The following is a 16,539-nucleotide window of genomic DNA, read 5'->3' as shown; positions in this document are numbered from 1 at the left end:
AAGGACCTGGACCGAGTCATCCCCGAGATCGATGACCCCGCAGCAGCCAAGTACTGCCAGCAGTTGCACCAGCTCGCTGTGCTCGTGTCAAGGAACCTGCCCAGCACCAAATGAGACAACTTCTTAGCCGTCGTTTCTTATGGCGGTTCTTGGGCCACTCCATGCGGGGATACTGCTTCAGTGCTGTTGACATGGATCGCTGAGGTGGCCGAAGAGCCGTTGGCATTGGAGCCGAGTGACCGGCGGGTGGAGTGGGAGACCAACACCTGGTCGCTGGGGGCAGAGGACGAGGACCGGCAGTCGTTGTCCTCTGCCGAGGTGGTCGCTGCCTTCGAGCAGACTGCCGCTGGCATCCGGGAACGCGTTCGCGAGCTGGGCTTTTCCGGAGTAGCGACGTTCTATGTGTGGCACGACGGGCAGGCCGGGCAGCTCCGGTGCTCGACCGGCTCTGTTCCTCCGGATGGTCTGCCGTTCAACGGCACCTACGTGGTTTCCGACCATCTTGGTCCGGTCGTCGAGGGGTTTCTGGCCGACAGCATGCCCGGCGTTGGCACCTGGTCGGACCTGGACGACGCGGAGAGCCGCTTGGCGCAGGCCATGACAGAGCCTGAGATCACGCCCATGCGTGTCTGGACCAGCAACGTTGGAACCTCACACTGAATGCCCTTGCGCATCCAGGCGGGCGAGTCGGCGGTGGCCGATGAGGATTGCGGCTATGCCGACGAAGGCAAGGAAGTGTTCCGCCTTGCGTTCGTAGCGGCGGTGGAGCCGACGGCAGCCCGCCAGCCAGGACACGGTTCGCTCGACCACCCAGCGATGCCGGCCCAGCCGCTGTGAGGAGTCGACGCCCCTGCGTACGATGCGGGGGCTGATTCCACGCTCACGCAGCCATCGGCGCAGGCGGTCGTAGTCATAGCCCTTGTCGGCGTGCAGCTTCGCCGGCCGTCGGCGCCGGGGCCCGCGGCGTGAACGGATGGGCGGGATGCCCCAGACAAGCGGTTCCAGACCCTGACTGTCGTGCATGTTCGCGCCCGAGATGCCCAGGGACAGCGGAAGCCCGTTCCTGTCGGTGATCAGGTGGATCTTCGATCTCAACTTGCCACGGTCGGTCGGATTCGGTCCCGTCAGTGGCCCCCTTTTGCCGCCCGCAGACTGACCGAGTCGATCGCGCACCGCGACCAGTCCAACTCGCCCCTCAGTCCCAGTTCGTCCAGGATCACGCGGTAGAGCTTTGCCCAGACCCGGTCCCGGCTCCACTGGGCGAAGCGCCGGTAGACCGTCTGCCAGCTCGCGCCGAACACCGGCGGCAGCTGCCGCCACGTGCAGCCCGAGGTCGCCACGAACATGATCGCCGCCAGCACCTCACGATCACCCGCCCGACGCCGGCCACCACCCTGCGGACGTACCACCACCGTCGGTGGCACCACCCGCCGGAACAACACCCACAACTCGTCCGGCACCAGCCGCTCTATGAGATCCGTCATGCACGGCTCAACGAATGATCACGCCATAAGAAACGACGTCTAAGCCCGGACAGGACAATTGCAGCCGACGAGAAGGTCAAGGACGCCTTCAAGCACTGATCGTCAGGCGGCAGGGCCGGGACCACAGGAGCGGTTCCGGCCCTGCCGCGTGTCCGGACGCTGTCGTCCGGGGTCAGACGGCGGCGGGCTCGGGCCGGCGCAGTTCGGCCTGGCCGAAGAGGAGGGCGTAGCCGTCGGGGAGCCGGCGCAGGATGCGGGCAAGGAGGTCGGGTCCGGCGAGGCGGCCGGCGACGGCGAGGACAGCGCCGGTGTCCCAGCGGGCGGTGGCCGGGCTGGCGCCGGTGCGTACGGCGAAGTCTTTGACGAAGCCCCAGCCGGTGAGGTGTTCGGTAGTGGGGATCTGGGCGGTCAGAGTGAGGGCGGCTTCGACGGGCAGACACTGGGCGAGGTCGACGCGTTCGTCGCCGGTGAGCTGGCGGCCGAGGCTGGCCAGGACGTGGCGGACGGCTTCCGCGGCGCGTTCGCGGGTGGGGTAGGCGCCTTCGTAGCGCACGCGTTCCAGCATCTGGTCGAACGTCATGAACGTCTGGGGCGGGTTCGGTCGAGGCTGGTCGTACATGGCTGCGGTTGCCTTTCTGTGCGAAGGATCCGGCCTGCGGCCGGTGGAGGTCAGAGAGGTATGGGCGGTCGGGTGGGTCGACAGTCAGGTGGTCTGGGGGTGGCCGAAGAGGAGGTCGTAACCGTGGGGGAGCTGGAAGAGGATCTCGCGGGTGAGGACGTCTCCCGCGGCGGCGGCCGCCGTGGACAGGACCGCACCGATGTCCCACAGGGCCGTCTTCTCGGTGGCGCCGTCTATCCAGGCCGCGGTCGCACGGACGAACCGCTCCGACGAGAGCGGCTCCGCGGCCTGGAGCGGGTTGAGGAGGATCAGGGCGTAGGTCTCGGGGAGGCGGGCGGCGAGCTCGGCCCGCACGCTGCCGACCAGGTGTGCGCCCAGCAGGGCCAGGACGACGCGGGCAACACGATCGGCCTCTTCCGGGGTTTCGTACTCGCCGCGTTCCTGGACATGGGCCAGAAACGCTTCCCGGCGCATCGACATCACGTCACCTCCGGAGAAGGGGTGAGGGGGTCAAAGGGAGAGGTGCGGAGGGCGGGGTGCCGGAGGGGGAATCGGCGCTTCCCGCCCTCCGCTGCCGGCTGGTACTGGAGGGTTCAGCCGGAGATCTGCTTGCGGCCGCTCTCGCCGCCGATACTGATCTTGCGGGGCTTGGCGCGCTCGGCGATCGGGATCCGCAGGGTCAGAACACCCGCGTCGTAGTCGGCCCGGATGCGCTCGGTGTCCAGGGTGTCGGCCAGGACGACCTGGCGGGAGAAGACACCCAGGGGACGCTCGGAGAGCTCCACCTTCACGGAGTCGGCCTTCGCGACCGGCCGGCGCTCCGCCTTCACGGTCAGCATGTTCCGCTCGACGTCGATGTCGATCGCCTCACGGTCCACACCCGGGAGGTCGAAGGCGATCACGTACTCCTCACCCTCCCGGTAGGCATCCATCGGCATCACGGACGGCTTCGACCACGTACCCGACGCCCCCGACATCTGCTGGACGATCCGGTCCATCTCGCGGAACGGGTCAGTGCGCATCAACATCGCGAAACACCTCCAGTTGGTTCAGGCAGAAACTGCCAATGCGCTTCAACGTGCATCCGTTGTAACATGTCATCCAAGCGATGACAAGTGTCGAGTCATCTGGAGGATGACGAGACGGCGGAGAGCCCCACGACCGACCCCGCCCCGCCGGCCACGCCGGTTCCCTCCCTTCCCTGCCGCCCCGGCGGGCGGCGCTCGAGGCCATCACCCAGTCAGTGAGGGACGCGCAGCAGCCCTCCGCGCGAGCGCCTGCGCCCCCAGCACCGCGCGCGGCCGGCTCCGGCCCGCACCCGGCTCTGGCCGCACTGCTGACGCTGCGCGAGGTCCGCGCTAACGCTGCGCGAGGTCCGCGAACAGCTCGCCGGCTGGGAGAGCGGGCTGGTCGAAACCGCCCGAGGCGAGGGTGCGAGCTGGGACGAGCTCGCCGGACCCCTCGGGGTAGCCAGCCGCCAGGCCGCCAACGCCGATACCTCCGCCTGCGCCCCGGCTCCAACGGAGAAGAACTGTGGAGGACGATCCACTCGACTCCCACAGCTCCCGCGGCATCCCGTCACCGGCGGCTTCAGGGGTGCGTGCGCCGTGGCCGGGCAGCGCACAGCCAAACCTCGTGACTGCGGCGTGATTGAGCCACCCTTCTCACACCTGGCCGGCTCGGCAGGATTAGAGTGTGCCCGTGACCGAGCAAAATCCGGAACTCATCGCCGGCCGGTACCAGCTGGTCGAACGCATCGGCCAGGGGGGTATGGGCCGGGTCTGGCGCGGCCTCGACCAGCACCTCTTCGGACGCGAGGTCGCCGTCAAGGAGATTCTCTTCCCCCCGGGTATGGACGACGGCGACCGTGCAGTGCTGCTCCGGCGGTTCACCAGTGAGGCCCGCGCGGCGGTCACTCTCAGCCACCCGGGGATCATCACCGTCCACGATGTCGTGGACCACCACGGCGCCCCCGTCATCGTCATGGAGTTGATCCGCGGTCAGTCCCTGGCCGCCGCCATTCGCAGCCGGGGCCGGCTGCCGGTACGGCGCGTGGCCGAGATCGGCGCCGCCATGCTCGACGCGCTGGTCGAGGCACACGGGGCGCGGATCGTCCACCGCGACGTCAAGCCGGACAACGTTCTCCTGACCAAGGACCGTGTCGTCCTGACCGACTTCGGCATAGCCCACCTCGCGGACGCCACGACCAAGCTGAGCCACAGCGGAATTGTCATCGGTACGCCGCAATACATGCCGCCGGAGCAACTGGAGGGCAAGCGCCCGACTCCAGCAAACGACCTGTGGGCGCTCGGCGCCACCCTCTACCACGCCGTTGAGGGGCACCCGCCGTTCGACGCAGAGGGACTCCACGCCCTGGCCGTGGCCGTGTTCACCCGCCCGCACCGGCCGTCGCTGCACGCCGGCCCGCTGGCGCCCGTGCTGGACGCGCTGCTCGCCAAGGACCCGGATCAGCGCGTGAGGGCCGCGGAAGCGGCCGAGATGCTGGCGTCAGTGCTGCGGTCCTGCCCGCCCGGGCCTCAGGCCGACGCGCCGGGGAACGGACCGGAGACGCACGGGCCCGCCGCGAGCCGCACGTCCGATCCGAGGACGGCACCCGTACCGGCACCGGACGCGGCGGAGCACGTTTCTGCTGCGCCCACGCTGGAGTTGGCTCCGTCGACGACGCCGTCACCGCGGACGCCCACCGCCGTGGACCCCGGCGCGCGCCTCGGTACCCGGCAAGACACCCCGCCGGAGGACCCGACCGGGCCGCCCGTGCCCCTGCCTCCGGCCGACGACCCACATGAGCCGAGGACGACGGCCGAGGTGGGGCGCGGCCGGCGGCATGCCCTCACCCGGCGAACCCTGGTCCTGGGCGCGGCGCTGGCCACGCTCGCCACGGGATCCGCCCTGACCTGGACCCTCGCCCGCGATGAAGACGCGCCTCGCGGCCGCGAGGCGGCCGGCGGCTCAGGTGCCTCCTCCGTCACGGTGGTGATCGGGGTGGACGCACCACTGAGCGGCGGGCTGTCCGCGATGGGCGTCGGAATCAGGAACTCCGCCGACCTGGCGGCCAAGACGGCCAATGAATCCCGGTACGTACCCGGTGTGAACTTCGAGATCAAAACCCTGGACGACGGGGCCGACCCGGCCAAGGGCGGTCCCAATGCCGCCCGGTTCGTGTCCGACGAGAAGGTGCTGGGGGTCGTCGGGCCCCTCAACTCCGGAGTCGCCAAGACCCTCGTGCCACCGCTCCAGCGGGCGGGCGTCGTGACGGTGTCACCGGGCAACACCGATCCCGCGCTGACGCTCGGCCCCGACTGGGCCGCGGGCACCAAGTCCCGTCCGCACTCCACCTACTTCCGCACCATCGCCACCGACGTCCACCAGGGGCCGTTCGCAGCCCGTTACCTGCACGGCAAAGCCAAGAAGACCAAGCTCTACGTCGTCGACGACGCGAGCGCCCACGGCACCGCCCTCACCTCCGGTCTCACGACCGAGTTCACGAAGCTGGGCGGCACCGTCGTGGGGACCGAGCAGGTCGATCCCGCGGAACGCGCCTTCGCGGGCCTCGCCGACAGGGTACGGTCCTCGGGCGCCGAAGCCGTCTACTTCGGCGGCTACTACGACACCGCAGCGCCGATCTCCCAGCAGCTCAAGCAAGCGGGCGTGAACGTGCCCCTGATGGGCGGCGACGGCATCTTCGACCAGCAGTACCTCACGGCGAACCCGCAGGCCGACGGGGACCTCGCGACCAACATCGGGTCACCCGCCGAGGAGTCGGCGGCGGGGCGGGAATTCCTGGCCCGGTACGGCAAGGCGGGCTACCCGGAGGCGGCCGGCTGGTACGGCCCCTACGCATATGACGCGACCTGGGCGCTCATCGAGGCGGTCAGAGCCCTCGTGACGGCCAACGGCGGCACCCTCCCCCCTGATGCCCGGGCGAAACTCCCGCAGGCCGTGGCCCGTTCCGCCTTTGACGGTGTCACGGGCAGCGTCGCCTTCGACGGGGCCGGCGACACGGTCAACCACAACGTGACGGTATACGCCGTGGACGATGGCAGCTGGGTGACCGCGCCGAGCGGGAGCGTCGCCCCCCGGTGATGCCCGCCGGGAGAACGCCCGCATTCAGGGCCGAGGGCGCGGAAGTCGTCGGGCTGGGACAGATCGCCCAGGCCGCTGGCAAGGCCGTTCTGGACGACAGCCGGGAGCAGTGGCCCGATGTGTACCTCATGCGGCGGAGCGACGGGGGGGCCTGGCAACGGGTCGCCTCCTGGCACCCCGACGCTGGCTCCGAAACTCCCTTTGCTCCGGGTCCCGGATGCCGTCAACGCCCGTTCGCGACTGCCCGAACTCCCCGCTGAACGCGCAGCCATGCCCACTCCCCCGTCGGGCCGTGGGGCCGTGGGGCCGTGGGGCCGTGGGGCCGTGGGGCCGTGGGGCCGTCGGCGGAAGGACTGCAGGGCTGACCTCCACCAGGGGCCGGCCCTGAGGCATTCCCAGCCACCGGACCCGCGCACATGTCCCGCGGGCACCACGTCGCCGAGCCAGGCCCCCGGCCGCCGATCCGCAGCAGCCGGACCCGCCCCGGACCCAGAGGCCGCGGCGGGGGGCGAAGACGGACGAAGGCGGAGGCGGAGGTGCTCACGAGCCGGGAGGGACGCCGCCCGCGGGGTCCGGTCGCAGTCCGGCGTCCGAGCAGGCCCGGCAGGACGACCACCTCAACCGAACCCGCGCCCCCGAGCTCGTCCCGGCATCCATTCGTGCCCAACGCAGCGGGCGCTCCCGGTCCGCCCGGCCCCGACCGCATCGCGGCGGCCGCACCCATCAGCATGCCGCCAGCGCCCACAAAAAGGGGCAGCCCGCCCTGACCATGTCCTGGGCGACAAGGCCTACAGCTCCTTCAGCCACGTGCTCGTTCTGACCGCCCGGAGCTGCCGACCACAGCCAACCAGGCTCGGCGCCATGCACCCCGGGATGGCCGCTGGCGGAACGGGCAGCCCGGGGGACGCGCCCGGGTGATGCCGGGCGCGCCGCCGTGCGACTCGGTGGTGCGGGGCCCGTGAGCCCGTGTCAGTTGCCGATACCGGAGCTGCCGACGCCCGAGTTGCCGATGCCGTGGCTGCCGATGCCCGTGTTACCGACGCCCGCGTTGCCCAGACCCCAGTTGGCAACGCCCGAGTTGCCGATGCCGTCGTTGAAGGCGCCCGAGTTGCCGACGCCCGAGTTCCCGATGCCTGCGTTGCCCACGCCGTCGGCGCTGGCCGCGCCGGCGCCGCAGAGAGCCAGAACTGCCGCGGCACCCATCGCGGTCGTCACACGGAGAAGAGTTGTACGCATCGTCGCATGCCTCCTGTTTCAGGAATCCTTACCCTCTATCCCTAGCATGCAGACATGTCAGATACGGGTATAAATGTCCGAAATTGCCGTGTCGTCCGCCGGTGTGAGGTCACAGGGCGGCGGCCCAGAGGGCCCGCTCCCCCGCGACGATCACCTCGTGCTGGCCCACGTAACGCGTGAGCGGGACGGCCACCAGCGGGACGCGCCGACTGCATCTCTGGGGCTGACAGCCAACGATCACGGCAGCCCCTGGCCGTCACTTCCCGACGTCCGCTCCCCTGCCGACCGCTCGGCCACCGCTGCGACTGATGTCCGTGGTCCATGACACGCTGCTGGCGTGGTCATGCAGCCACCGCACGACGCGACCGACTTCGCCTTCCGCCCCGACCGACGCCCCGGACATACCTGTCGTCGTGCGCGACTTCAGCGCGCTGCGGCGACCCCCCGCCCCCCTGTGGAAGGGCGCCACCCAGCCGTGGCCGGGGTGGCCGCCGTGCCTTCGTCGTACGGGACCTACCTGGCGACCACGACCTGGCGGCAGGTCCTCCTCGCGGCCAAGGGCGTCGGGCGCGGCCTGACCCCGCGACTGCGTCGCACCCCCTGGCTCGCCTTCAACGAGCTCATCTCCCGCACCGCACCCCTCCAGACATACCTGCAGCTGAGAAACGTGCCTGCGCCCGCGCCCGCCGCCGGCCGCAGGCTCTTCGTGAATGCCCTCTACCAGTACGGCAGTGAGCGCAGCGCCCACAGTGGCGGGGACGGTCACCACACCGTCCTGGCCTGGGCCGAACTGGACGCCGGCTTCGGCTTCGGCTTCGGCTTCGGCTTCGGCTTCGGCTTCGGCTTCGGCTTCGGCTTCGGCTTCGGCAACAGTCCGGTCCTGCTGGCCCGCACCCGGCCGTCCGCGCTCATCGCGGCAGATCGCGAGCGCAGGACGGGCACAGCCCGCGGTAGGTGACCTCGACGTCGGACACCGTGAAGCCGTACCGCTCCTGCGCCGGCAGGCCGGGCGGGGTGACGGTCGGGCGGACGTCGCGGATGATGCCGCATCCGGTGCACACCAGGTGCTGGTGCGGGTGGTGCGCGTTGGGGTCGAAGCGCTTCGCACGGCCGTGGACGGAAACTTCCGCGACCTCACCGAGCAGGACGAGCTCGCCCAGGGTGTTGTAGACGGTCGCGCGCGCGATCTCGGGCAGCTGCCGGGCCGCTCGGGCGTGCACCTCGTCGGCCGTGAGGTGGAGGTGGTCACCGTCGAGGACCTCGACGACGACGCGCCGCTGGGACGTCATCCGCCAGCCCCGCCGTCGCAGGCGCTCCAACAGGTCGCTCATGGCGGCTCACCCTTTCAGGCTCGACGGGACGACTGAATGACTGGATGACGGAGACGGAGACGGCGTTTGACCGGCATGGCGCCGAGCCAGCCGCCTCTTCTCCGAAAGGGAGGCACAGATTACCGGGAGGCCGCGGGTTTCTTCGACATCAAATCCACTTCGGTGTGCACGCTCCTTGCCGCCGGGAAAGGTCGCGATGATCAGACAATGCCATCCATGGCGGCAGTTCCGGAGAGCGGGGGGAACGGCGGACGGCCCGCCGGGGCCCGATCTGGATTTCGACTGCCGGTGATGGGGAAGCACCCCGCGTGTTCTCGCGGCAGTGGGCTCTCCGGTGCGCGACTATACGGACGCGCCGACACGCTCCCGGTCATCGGCGCCGTTCAGGCGGCGCCGGGGGCGGACGGTCGGCAGCGGGACCACCGATATGGAAAGAAGGACGGACGTGTCCGGAAGCGACAGCGAGAACCCGGTAATCCCTGCCCCCACCCCCGAGCCGACTCGCCCCCGCTCGAACCGGGACTGGTGGCCGGATCAGCTGGATCTTCAGGTGCTCCACCAGCACTCGCCTCTGGCCGATCCGATGGGTGCGGGCTTCGACTACGCGAAGGAGTTCGCGACGCTGGACCTCGACGCCCTGAAGCAGGACGTCTTCGAGGTGATGACGGCGTCACAGGAATGGTGGCCCGCCGACTACGGCCACTACGGGCCGCTCTTCATCCGGATGAGCTGGCATTCCGCCGGAACATACCGCATCGCCGACGGCCGGGGCGGCGGCGGAGCCGGCGCGCAGCGTTTCGCCCCCCTCAACAGCTGGCCGGACAATGCGAGCCTCGACAAGGCGCGCCGTCTGCTGTGGCCGGTCAAGCAGAAGTACGGACGGAAGATCTCCTGGGCCGACCTGCTCGTCTTCGCCGGCAATTGCGCCATGGAATCGATGGGGTTCAAGACGTTCGGCTTCGCTTTCGGGCGGCAGGACATCTGGGAGCCCGAGGAGATCTTCTGGGGCCCCGAGGACACGTGGCTCGGAGACGCGCGCTACAGCGGCGACAGGGAACTGACCGGTCCGTTCGGAGCGGTGCAGATGGGCTTGATCTACGTCAACCCGGAAGGGCCCAACGGGAATCCGGATCCGCTTGCATCCGCCCGGGACATCCGCGAGACGTTCGGGCGCATGGCGATGAACGACGAGGAGACGGCCGCGCTCATCATCGGCGGCCACACCTTCGGCAAGTGCCACGGTGCGGGCGGCGCCGAGTACATCGGCCCTGAGCCCGAGGCGTGCCCCGTCGATCAGCAGGGCATCGGCTGGCGGAACACGTACGGCAGCGGCAAGGGCGCCGACGCGCTCACCAGCGGGCTCGAGGGAGCGTGGACCTCCGCGCCGACGACGTGGGACAACGGGTACCTGGACAACCTGTTCCGGTACGAGTGGGAACTGACGACGAGCCCGGCCGGCGCGAAGCAGTGGACCCCGACGGACGACTCGGCCCGGGACACGGTGCCCGATGCCCACGACCCGTCGAAGCGGCACGCCCCCATGATGCTGACCACGGACCTCGCAATGCGGGTGGACCCGGTCTACGGCGCGATCGCCAAGCGCTTCCACGAGAATCCGGAGGAACTCGCGGAGGCGTTCGGCAAGGCGTGGTACAAGCTGCTGCACCGCGACATGGGACCCCTTTCCCGGTACCTCGGCCCGTGGGTCCCCGAAGCGCAGCTGTGGCAGGACCCGGTGCCCGCGGTTGACCACGAGCTGGTCTCGGACGCGGACGTCGCCGCCCTCAAGGGCAGGGTCCTCTCGTCGGGACTGTCCGTCTCCCAGCTGGTCGCCGCCGCGTGGGCCTCGGCGGCGAGCTTCCGCGGCACCGACAAGCGCGGTGGGGCCAACGGAGCCCGCATCCGACTCGCGCCGCAGAAGGACTGGGAGGTCAACGACCTCCCCGAGGTGGCCGAGGTGCTGCGCACCCTGGAGCAGATCCAGCAGGACTTCAACCGTGCGCAGACCGGCGGGACGAAGGTCTCGCTCGCGGACCTGATCGTCCTGGGCGGATGCGCGGCCGTGGAGCAGGCCGCGAAGAACGCCGGGCACGACATCACGGTGCCGTTCGCACCGGGGCGTACGGACGCCTCGCAGGAGCAGACCGACGTGGAGACCTTCGCCGTCCTCGAACCCGAGGCGGACGGGTTCCGCAACTACCTGCGGGCCGGGGTGAAGCTGTCGCCGGAGACCCTGCTCCTGGACCGCGCCTCCATGCTGACCCTGACGGCGCCCGAGATGACGGTCCTGATCGGCGGCATGCGAGCCCTGGACAGCGGCTTCCGGCGCTCTCCCCACGGCGTCCTCACCGACCGGCCGGGGGTGTTGACGAACGACTTCTTCGTCAACCTGCTCGACATGCGCACGCAGTGGAAGGCCTCGGACGCCGACGAGAACGTCTTCGAGGGCCGGGACGCCGTCACGGGCGAGACCAAGTGGACCGCGACCGCCGTCGACCTCGTCTTCGGCTCGCACGCCCAGCTGCGGGCCCTCTCGGAGGTCTACGCCTCCAGGGACGCGGGGGAGAAGTTCGTGCGCGACTTCGCCGCCGCCTGGGACAAGGTGATGCGGCTCGACCGCTTCGACCTCGCCTGAGTCCGACGCGCCGGCCGGCCGTTCATCGGCCGACCGGCGCACCGGGCCCCCGGCATCGACCGGCGCGACGAAGCAGAGCAGACTGCGGTGCAGTACGTCGGACCCGACCGGAGGCGCGCGCCATGGGGATCACCCTGCTCAGCATCGCCCTGGTGGTGGCCGCCCTCGTCATCAGGACGGCCGTCGCCGAGTTCCGCCGTCCCGGCAGCGGGCGCGGGCAGTGGGCGTTCCTCACCAGTCCCCGGGCAATGGCCACCGGAGCCCTCGCCGCCCTGCTGCTCGGGATCCTCGCCTGGATCACCGCGGGCGCTTCGGCGGCCGCCTGGGCCGTGTTCGCCGGAGCACTCGTCGCGTACGTCGTGGGAACGGGCGAGAGCAAGGACTGAGGCCTCTTCCCCCGTCCCCGCCGGCGTGGCGGGCGCAGCGGGCGCGGTGGTTCACCCCGCGAACGTCCCACCGCACGCTCAGGCCGGCTTCATCACCGCGTACGGGACAAAGGCCGGCGTCCCTGACCAGGCCGCGATATGGAGGCGCTGCGGTGCAGCGGACGGCGCTCGTACAGCAGCACCGGCCGGCAGGCGGTCGGACCGGGCCGTGGCCGCGAGCAGGACCGCCCCGACCGCCGCGAGGGCCTTGTTCGCAGCGGAGGCTCGGCTGTCCACTCCCTGCCCGAGCATCAGCGTGATCACATCCATCAGCAGGCTGAACGCGGTGATCCCGGCCAGCACGCAGGCCACCCAGAGCAGTACCCGTGACGCTGGCCTCAACCCGTACCGCAACACCGCTCCGCTGACCAACGGGGCCGGCGCACCCACCGCCATGACCGCCCACCCAACCCGGAGGCCCACCAGTCACCGCCGTGGTAGAGCAAGGAGGTCCCGCTCAGCGCGCACGCCAGGCCGAAGCCGGCGTACAGCGCCGAGCACGAAAGCAGTTCCAGCGGCGCCGACCAGTCTCAGCGGAACGCGGCGACATTGCGGGCGGCCCAGTCGGCGAAGGGCCGCGGGGCGTGACCGAGGACCTGCTGGACGTCCGGGCTGACGCGCAGCTCGGCCGGGCTCGGGGAGCCGAGGATGTCCAGAGTGTCGTCGGCGAGCTCCGCCGGCATGCTCTGGGTCATGGCGGTCTTGGCCTCGTCGCGGGTGAGCTCGTGAAACCTCACTGGCGAGCCCAGCGCGGAGGCGATAGCGTCCGCCTGCTGGCGCGGAGTGATCACCTCCGGGCCGGTCAGCTCGTAGACGGTGCCGGTGTGCCGGTCATCCAGCAAGCAGGCTGCCGCGACCGCGGCGATGTCCGCCGGGTCGATGATCGGCACTCCGACGTCGCCGAAGGGCGCGGCGACGACCTGTTGCGCGCGGACGGACTCGGCCCACCACAGGGCGTTGGAGGCGAAGCCGCCCGGCCGCAGGATGGCCCACTCCAGGTCGGACTCCCGCAGCATGTCCTCCAGTGCGCGCATCGCGATCCGCGTGTGGCCGGAGGGCCTGGTCACCACGCCCAGCGTGGAGAGCAGGACGACCCGGCGGACCCCGCTGGCCGCAGCTTCGCGGATGATGTCGGCAGGGTTGGCTCCAGTGGCGTGCAGGTCGCCGGACAGCAGCAGGAACAGCGCCTTCGCACCGGCCAGCGCGGGCTTGAGGCTGGCCGGCTTGGCCAGGTCGGCCGGCACGTGGCGGACGCCGTTCGGAACCGCCGCCGTGTGCCGTGACACGGCCGTCACTTGCTGGCCCGCCTCGGCCAGCGCCTGCGTCAACGGCCGGCCGATATTCCCGGTGGCCCCGGTCACTACGATCATGATCAGCTCCTTGTCGGATGTTCTCTGTGGCCATCACGCTAGGAGCATGGGCTAACTTTTGGTAAGGACATACCTCGAGGTAAGCTCATGACATGACGGAAGGCGCGCAGACCAGACAGGCCGAGACGGGGAAGCGGTATGACGTGTTTCACACCGACTGCCCGGCGCGCGATGTGGTCGACCATGTGACCAGCAGGTGGGGCATCTGGGTGCTCATCTCGTTGCGGAGCAATGACCTTCGTTTCTACGAGCTGCGCGAGAGCATCCAGGGCATCAGCGAGAAGATGCTCGCCCAGACCCTGCGGGCGCTGGTCCAGGACGGCCTGGTCTGGCGGGAGGTCGAGCCGACGACGCCGCCCCAGGTCACCTACGGGCTGACCGAGTTCGGCCGGGACGTCGGCGAGCCGCTGACGGAGCTGTTCGACCGGATCACACGGCGGCTGTCGCCGCGCAGCACGGGATAGCGAGGCGCCCGCCGTCCGACCACGGGCCGGCCGTACCGAGTCGTCGCCCCGCCCTCCGCACTGCTCACCCACAACACCGGCCGCGGCGAGGACGAGTGCGTGCTCGACACGGACGCACTGACCATCACCGAGGTACCGCTCACCCCCTGACGCCTCCGACCCCGCCAGGCCGTACGCGTCACAGGGCAGGAGCGGAGCGGCCACGCCCGACTACGCGCCGCCGCACCCTTGTTCGATGTACAGCCGCGTGCGGGCCTGCCGGGTGATGACGCGGCCGGGGGGCGGAGCGGCAGGGTTCACGGCCGTCCGCCCCCCTCGCGGATCGGTCTGGCGAAGTAGGAGGTCGTCGCGGATGAGGGCTGCGGAGCCTGGCGCATCGTGACGCGGGTCGGGTTCACCTCGCGCCGCGTGCCGATGCGGGCCAGACCCCCTTCTCGCGAGGCCGCACGCTGGATCCTCACCGCTCCCGACCGGCACACCCCGCACACCACCCAGCGCCTGCAGCGGATTCTCGCGCGCTGCCCGGAAGCCAGGTGTCGTGCTTCCGTGCTCCCCGCGGCGAGGCGCGCCAGCCGGGGCAGAGCCGCGATGCCGGCGGGCGACAAGAGGTCACGCTCAAGGATCAGCCGGTGCCACAGCTCCGTCCACGCTTCGGCGTCGTCCTTACGATCCACCGAAGACAGAAGCTCGGGAACGCGATCCACGTCGGAGTACCAGTCGTACATTCGCGCCCAGTTCACCACCCAGTCATTGAACCGTCCCGCGAGCGACCAGCGCCCTCATGGCTCTTTCGAGCGGGGCTGGGACGTCGGAATGCGATGCGTGAAGAACAGGGCGAGCAGGGCGGCGAGGGCGAGGATGGCGAGCGCCGCCTGAAGCCCGTCGAGTCTCGCTGCGGCGTTCGCGTCCAGCGCGCTCCGGGTCACCTCGCTGCTGGTGCCGGCTTCGTCGAGGGCCGTCTCGAGTTGCGCGTCCGACAGGAACGGCGCGCCGCTTTGAATCTTGACGGTTGCCTGGCTCTTGACGCTTTCGGGGATCGCCGGATTCTGCTCGACGCTGGTCAGGAAGGACGTGGCAAGCGTGGCGATCATGATCGAGCCGGCGAGTGCCGTACCGATCGAGGCACCGAGATTGGTGACGGCGTTCTGCACGCCGCCGACCTCCGCACTCTGTGCTTCCGGTACCGCGGACACGGTGACCGCCCCGAGCTGGGACGCCAGTGCGCCCATGCCGAGACCGATCAGCAGGAGGGGGACGGTGACGACTTCCGCACCCGCGTCCGCGTCGAGCGCGGCCATCATGACCACCGCGCCCGCGAGCAGGGCGATGACACCGAGCCGTACCACCCGCCTCGGCGAGATGTCCGGGAGGAGGCGGGGGATCAGGACCGCGGCCGCGAGCAGCGTCACCGACAGCGGCAGGAGTCGGACACCGGTCTGCAGGGCGGACAGGCCGAGGGCGACCGACAGGTAGAGCGGGACGACGAAGAACACGCCCATCTGCACGAGGTATTGGAAGAAGAACATGGTCAGCCCACCGGTGAGCTGCTTGTTCTGCAACAGGGCCGGATCGAGGAGCGGATCCCTGCCCTGCTCCACGAGGCCGGCCTCCCAGCGCAGGAAGAGCCAGATCAACAGCAGGCCTGCCAGCATCAGCCACACGACCAGCGAGATCCCCAGCCACGACGGCGCGTCGGGCTTCGGCTGGAACCACCCCCACTCGTCCGAGCGGAGCACCCCGTAGACGAACAGCCCGAGCCCGAGCGCGGACAGCACCACACCGACGAGATCGATGCGCCGGCGTTCGCCGGTCGGGGCGTCGGCGATGCGGCGGGCCAGCACCAGAATGCCGAGCACCACCAGCACCTCCCCGGCGAACACCCACCGCCAGGAGAAGTACGTCGTCGCGACACCACCGATGAGCGGACCGACCGCGATCGCCACGGCCCCTGCCGCCGCGACGAGTCCGTATGCGGCGGGACGGCGTTCAGCGACGAAGTTGCCGGCGACGAGCGCCACGATCGCGGGCAGGATGAGCGCCGCCCCGAGGCCTTCGAGGAGCGCCCAGCCAATCAGGAGTACCGTGAGATTCGGTGCGAGCGCCGTAGTGAAGGAACCGGCCCCGTAGATGCAGCAGCCGATCAGGAACGCGCGTTTGCGGCCGATCAGCGCCCCGATCTTGCCTCCGGGAATCATGAACATCGCCATCACGAGGGTGTAGGCGGTGATCGCGCCCTGGATGCCCGACACGGTCGTGCCCACGTCCTCGGCCACCGTCGCGATCGAGACGTTCATGACCGAGCTGTCGAGCGCCATCAAGAACTGACCGGCCGACAGTGTCAGCAAGACGACCCGCGCTGGTGCCGAACTCTCGACAGGGCCTGTCCTCGGTGCCATAGGCAGGATCGTCCCAGCAAACCCAGCGGACGGATCCGTGACCCGCCACAGGTCAACCGATTGGCGGACCGTGCCGTTCGGTGCGGCCGTTTCGACCCGATGGTCGTCGTGGTCGAGGTGAGGTCCGAAACCGGGATCTCCGCGGCGGAGCGGAGCGGCCCCTGCCGCCCTGACGGCGGTGCAGTTCCGGTACGAGACGCTGCCGCCGCCCCACCGGTACTCGAACTGCCACCGGATGAGGATCCCCCGCCCGTCTCCGCACTGACCCACTGAGCGCACACTCCGCCCGGAAGGCCGGAAGGGATGAACCGGCCTCGCCTTGCGGGAGAGTGGTGGCCCTTGCCTGGGTCGTTGCCGCACTCAGGCGTCCCGGCGGACGAAGACCGCGCCGGCGACGGCCATCGCGGTCGCCGCCCGCAGCAGCAGAACCAGACCACCGGTCGAGGGCGAAAGGCCCCCCGCATCCTGATGGACC

General features: G+C 70.2%; 16 protein-coding genes and 1 pseudogene. 6 read left to right on the top strand and 11 right to left on the bottom strand.

The features are described 5' to 3' along the window. Positions 1 to 180 precede the first annotated feature (180 nt). Positions 181 to 660, top strand: coding sequence for a hypothetical protein (locus OTB16_RS27930; RefSeq protein WP_267723553.1), 480 nt, complete (start codon positions 181 to 183; stop codon positions 658 to 660). Here the strand turns inward: OTB16_RS27930 and OTB16_RS27925 are convergent. The 4 genes from OTB16_RS27925 to OTB16_RS27910 all read right to left on the bottom strand — a co-directional run bounded on the left by OTB16_RS27925 (position 652) and on the right by OTB16_RS27910 (position 3,131). Continuing rightward, a protein-coding gene (locus tag OTB16_RS27925) for an IS5 family transposase (protein ID WP_420717810.1) occupies positions 652 to 1,484 on the bottom strand; the annotation gives its coding sequence in 2 pieces (ribosomal slippage) (positions 652 to 1,134 and positions 1,137 to 1,484; 831 coding nt in all). The two genes, OTB16_RS27930 and OTB16_RS27925, sit on opposite strands and share 9 nt — an antisense overlap. 172 nt (positions 1,485 to 1,656) lie before the next feature. Then, positions 1,657 to 2,103 (bottom strand): DUF2267 domain-containing protein, encoded by a 447-nt coding sequence (locus OTB16_RS27920; protein WP_267723550.1) that lies wholly within the window; start codon positions 2,101 to 2,103, stop codon positions 1,657 to 1,659. A gap of 84 nt (positions 2,104 to 2,187) precedes the next feature. After that, entirely contained in the window at positions 2,188 to 2,583 is a 396-nt protein-coding gene (locus tag OTB16_RS27915) for a DUF2267 domain-containing protein (RefSeq protein WP_267723549.1), read from the bottom strand. A 113-nt stretch (positions 2,584 to 2,696) separates the two neighbouring features. Continuing rightward, on the bottom strand, positions 2,697 to 3,131 hold the full coding sequence (locus OTB16_RS27910) for an Hsp20/alpha crystallin family protein (RefSeq protein ID WP_267723548.1): 435 nt from the start codon (positions 3,129 to 3,131) through the stop codon (positions 2,697 to 2,699). 673 nt (positions 3,132 to 3,804) lie between these two features. Between OTB16_RS27910 and OTB16_RS39350 the strand changes: the two genes are divergently transcribed. Continuing rightward, complete coding sequence (locus tag OTB16_RS39350; RefSeq protein ID WP_324290890.1) at positions 3,805 to 6,207, top strand: bifunctional serine/threonine-protein kinase/ABC transporter substrate-binding protein; 2,403 nt, start codon at positions 3,805 to 3,807, stop codon at positions 6,205 to 6,207. A 969-nt stretch (positions 6,208 to 7,176) separates the two neighbouring features. On the opposite strand, the gene OTB16_RS27890 is transcribed toward OTB16_RS39350, so the two are convergent. Next, entirely contained in the window at positions 7,177 to 7,422 is a 246-nt protein-coding gene (locus OTB16_RS27890) for a hypothetical protein (protein ID WP_267723547.1), read from the bottom strand. 514 nt (positions 7,423 to 7,936) lie between these two features. On the opposite strand from OTB16_RS27890, the gene OTB16_RS27885 reads away from it, so the two are divergent. Next, the gene (locus OTB16_RS27885; RefSeq protein ID WP_267723546.1) at positions 7,937 to 8,401 is read left to right on the top strand and encodes a hypothetical protein; all 465 of its coding nucleotides are present in this window, start codon (positions 7,937 to 7,939) and stop codon (positions 8,399 to 8,401) included. On the opposite strand, the gene OTB16_RS27880 is transcribed toward OTB16_RS27885, so the two are convergent. Further along, positions 8,352 to 8,774: a Fur family transcriptional regulator gene (locus OTB16_RS27880; protein ID WP_267723545.1), complete on the bottom strand. Its 423-nt coding sequence runs from the start codon at positions 8,772 to 8,774 to the stop codon at positions 8,352 to 8,354. The genes OTB16_RS27885 and OTB16_RS27880 overlap by 50 nt on opposite strands. A gap of 445 nt (positions 8,775 to 9,219) precedes the next feature. On the opposite strand from OTB16_RS27880, the gene katG reads away from it, so the two are divergent. Beyond that, a complete protein-coding gene (gene katG, locus OTB16_RS27875) occupies positions 9,220 to 11,409 on the top strand; it encodes a catalase/peroxidase HPI (RefSeq protein WP_267723544.1) in 2,190 nt (729 codons plus the stop codon). A gap of 122 nt (positions 11,410 to 11,531) precedes the next feature. Beyond that, a complete protein-coding gene (locus OTB16_RS27870; protein WP_267723543.1) occupies positions 11,532 to 11,795 on the top strand; it encodes a hypothetical protein in 264 nt (87 codons plus the stop codon). Positions 11,796 to 11,873: 78 nt separating this feature from the next. On the opposite strand, the gene OTB16_RS27865 is transcribed toward OTB16_RS27870, so the two are convergent. Together OTB16_RS27865 and OTB16_RS27860 are read right to left on the bottom strand one after the other, a co-directional pair. After that, positions 11,874 to 12,146 (bottom strand): hypothetical protein, encoded by a 273-nt coding sequence (locus tag OTB16_RS27865; RefSeq protein WP_267723542.1) that lies wholly within the window; start codon positions 12,144 to 12,146, stop codon positions 11,874 to 11,876. Positions 12,147 to 12,364: 218 nt separating this feature from the next. Further along, positions 12,365 to 13,204 (bottom strand): SDR family oxidoreductase, encoded by an 840-nt coding sequence (locus tag OTB16_RS27860; protein WP_267723541.1) that lies wholly within the window; start codon positions 13,202 to 13,204, stop codon positions 12,365 to 12,367. Positions 13,205 to 13,296: 92 nt separating this feature from the next. Between OTB16_RS27860 and OTB16_RS27855 the strand changes: the two genes are divergently transcribed. Beyond that, on the top strand, positions 13,297 to 13,668 hold the full coding sequence (locus tag OTB16_RS27855) for a winged helix-turn-helix transcriptional regulator (protein ID WP_267723540.1): 372 nt from the start codon (positions 13,297 to 13,299) through the stop codon (positions 13,666 to 13,668). A 296-nt stretch (positions 13,669 to 13,964) separates the two neighbouring features. On the opposite strand, the gene OTB16_RS27850 is transcribed toward OTB16_RS27855, so the two are convergent. The 3 genes and pseudogenes from OTB16_RS27850 to OTB16_RS39690 all read right to left on the bottom strand — a co-directional run. After that, a complete protein-coding gene (locus OTB16_RS27850; protein ID WP_267723539.1) occupies positions 13,965 to 14,411 on the bottom strand; it encodes a hypothetical protein in 447 nt (148 codons plus the stop codon). Between the two features lie 36 nt (positions 14,412 to 14,447). After that, positions 14,448 to 16,064: an MFS transporter gene (locus OTB16_RS27845; protein ID WP_267723538.1), complete on the bottom strand. Its 1,617-nt coding sequence runs from the start codon at positions 16,062 to 16,064 to the stop codon at positions 14,448 to 14,450. A 117-nt stretch (positions 16,065 to 16,181) separates the two neighbouring features. Next, a pseudogene (locus OTB16_RS39690) lies at positions 16,182 to 16,334 on the bottom strand (excalibur calcium-binding domain-containing protein); the annotation flags it as partial. Between the last annotated feature and the right edge of the window lie 205 nt (positions 16,335 to 16,539).

Source organism: Streptomyces antarcticus (assembly GCF_026627255.1).
Classification (GTDB): domain Bacteria; phylum Actinomycetota; class Actinomycetes; order Streptomycetales; family Streptomycetaceae; genus Streptomyces; species Streptomyces antarcticus.
The sequence above is the reverse complement of the archived record's forward strand: the minus strand, read 5'-3'. Positions and strand labels throughout refer to the sequence as shown.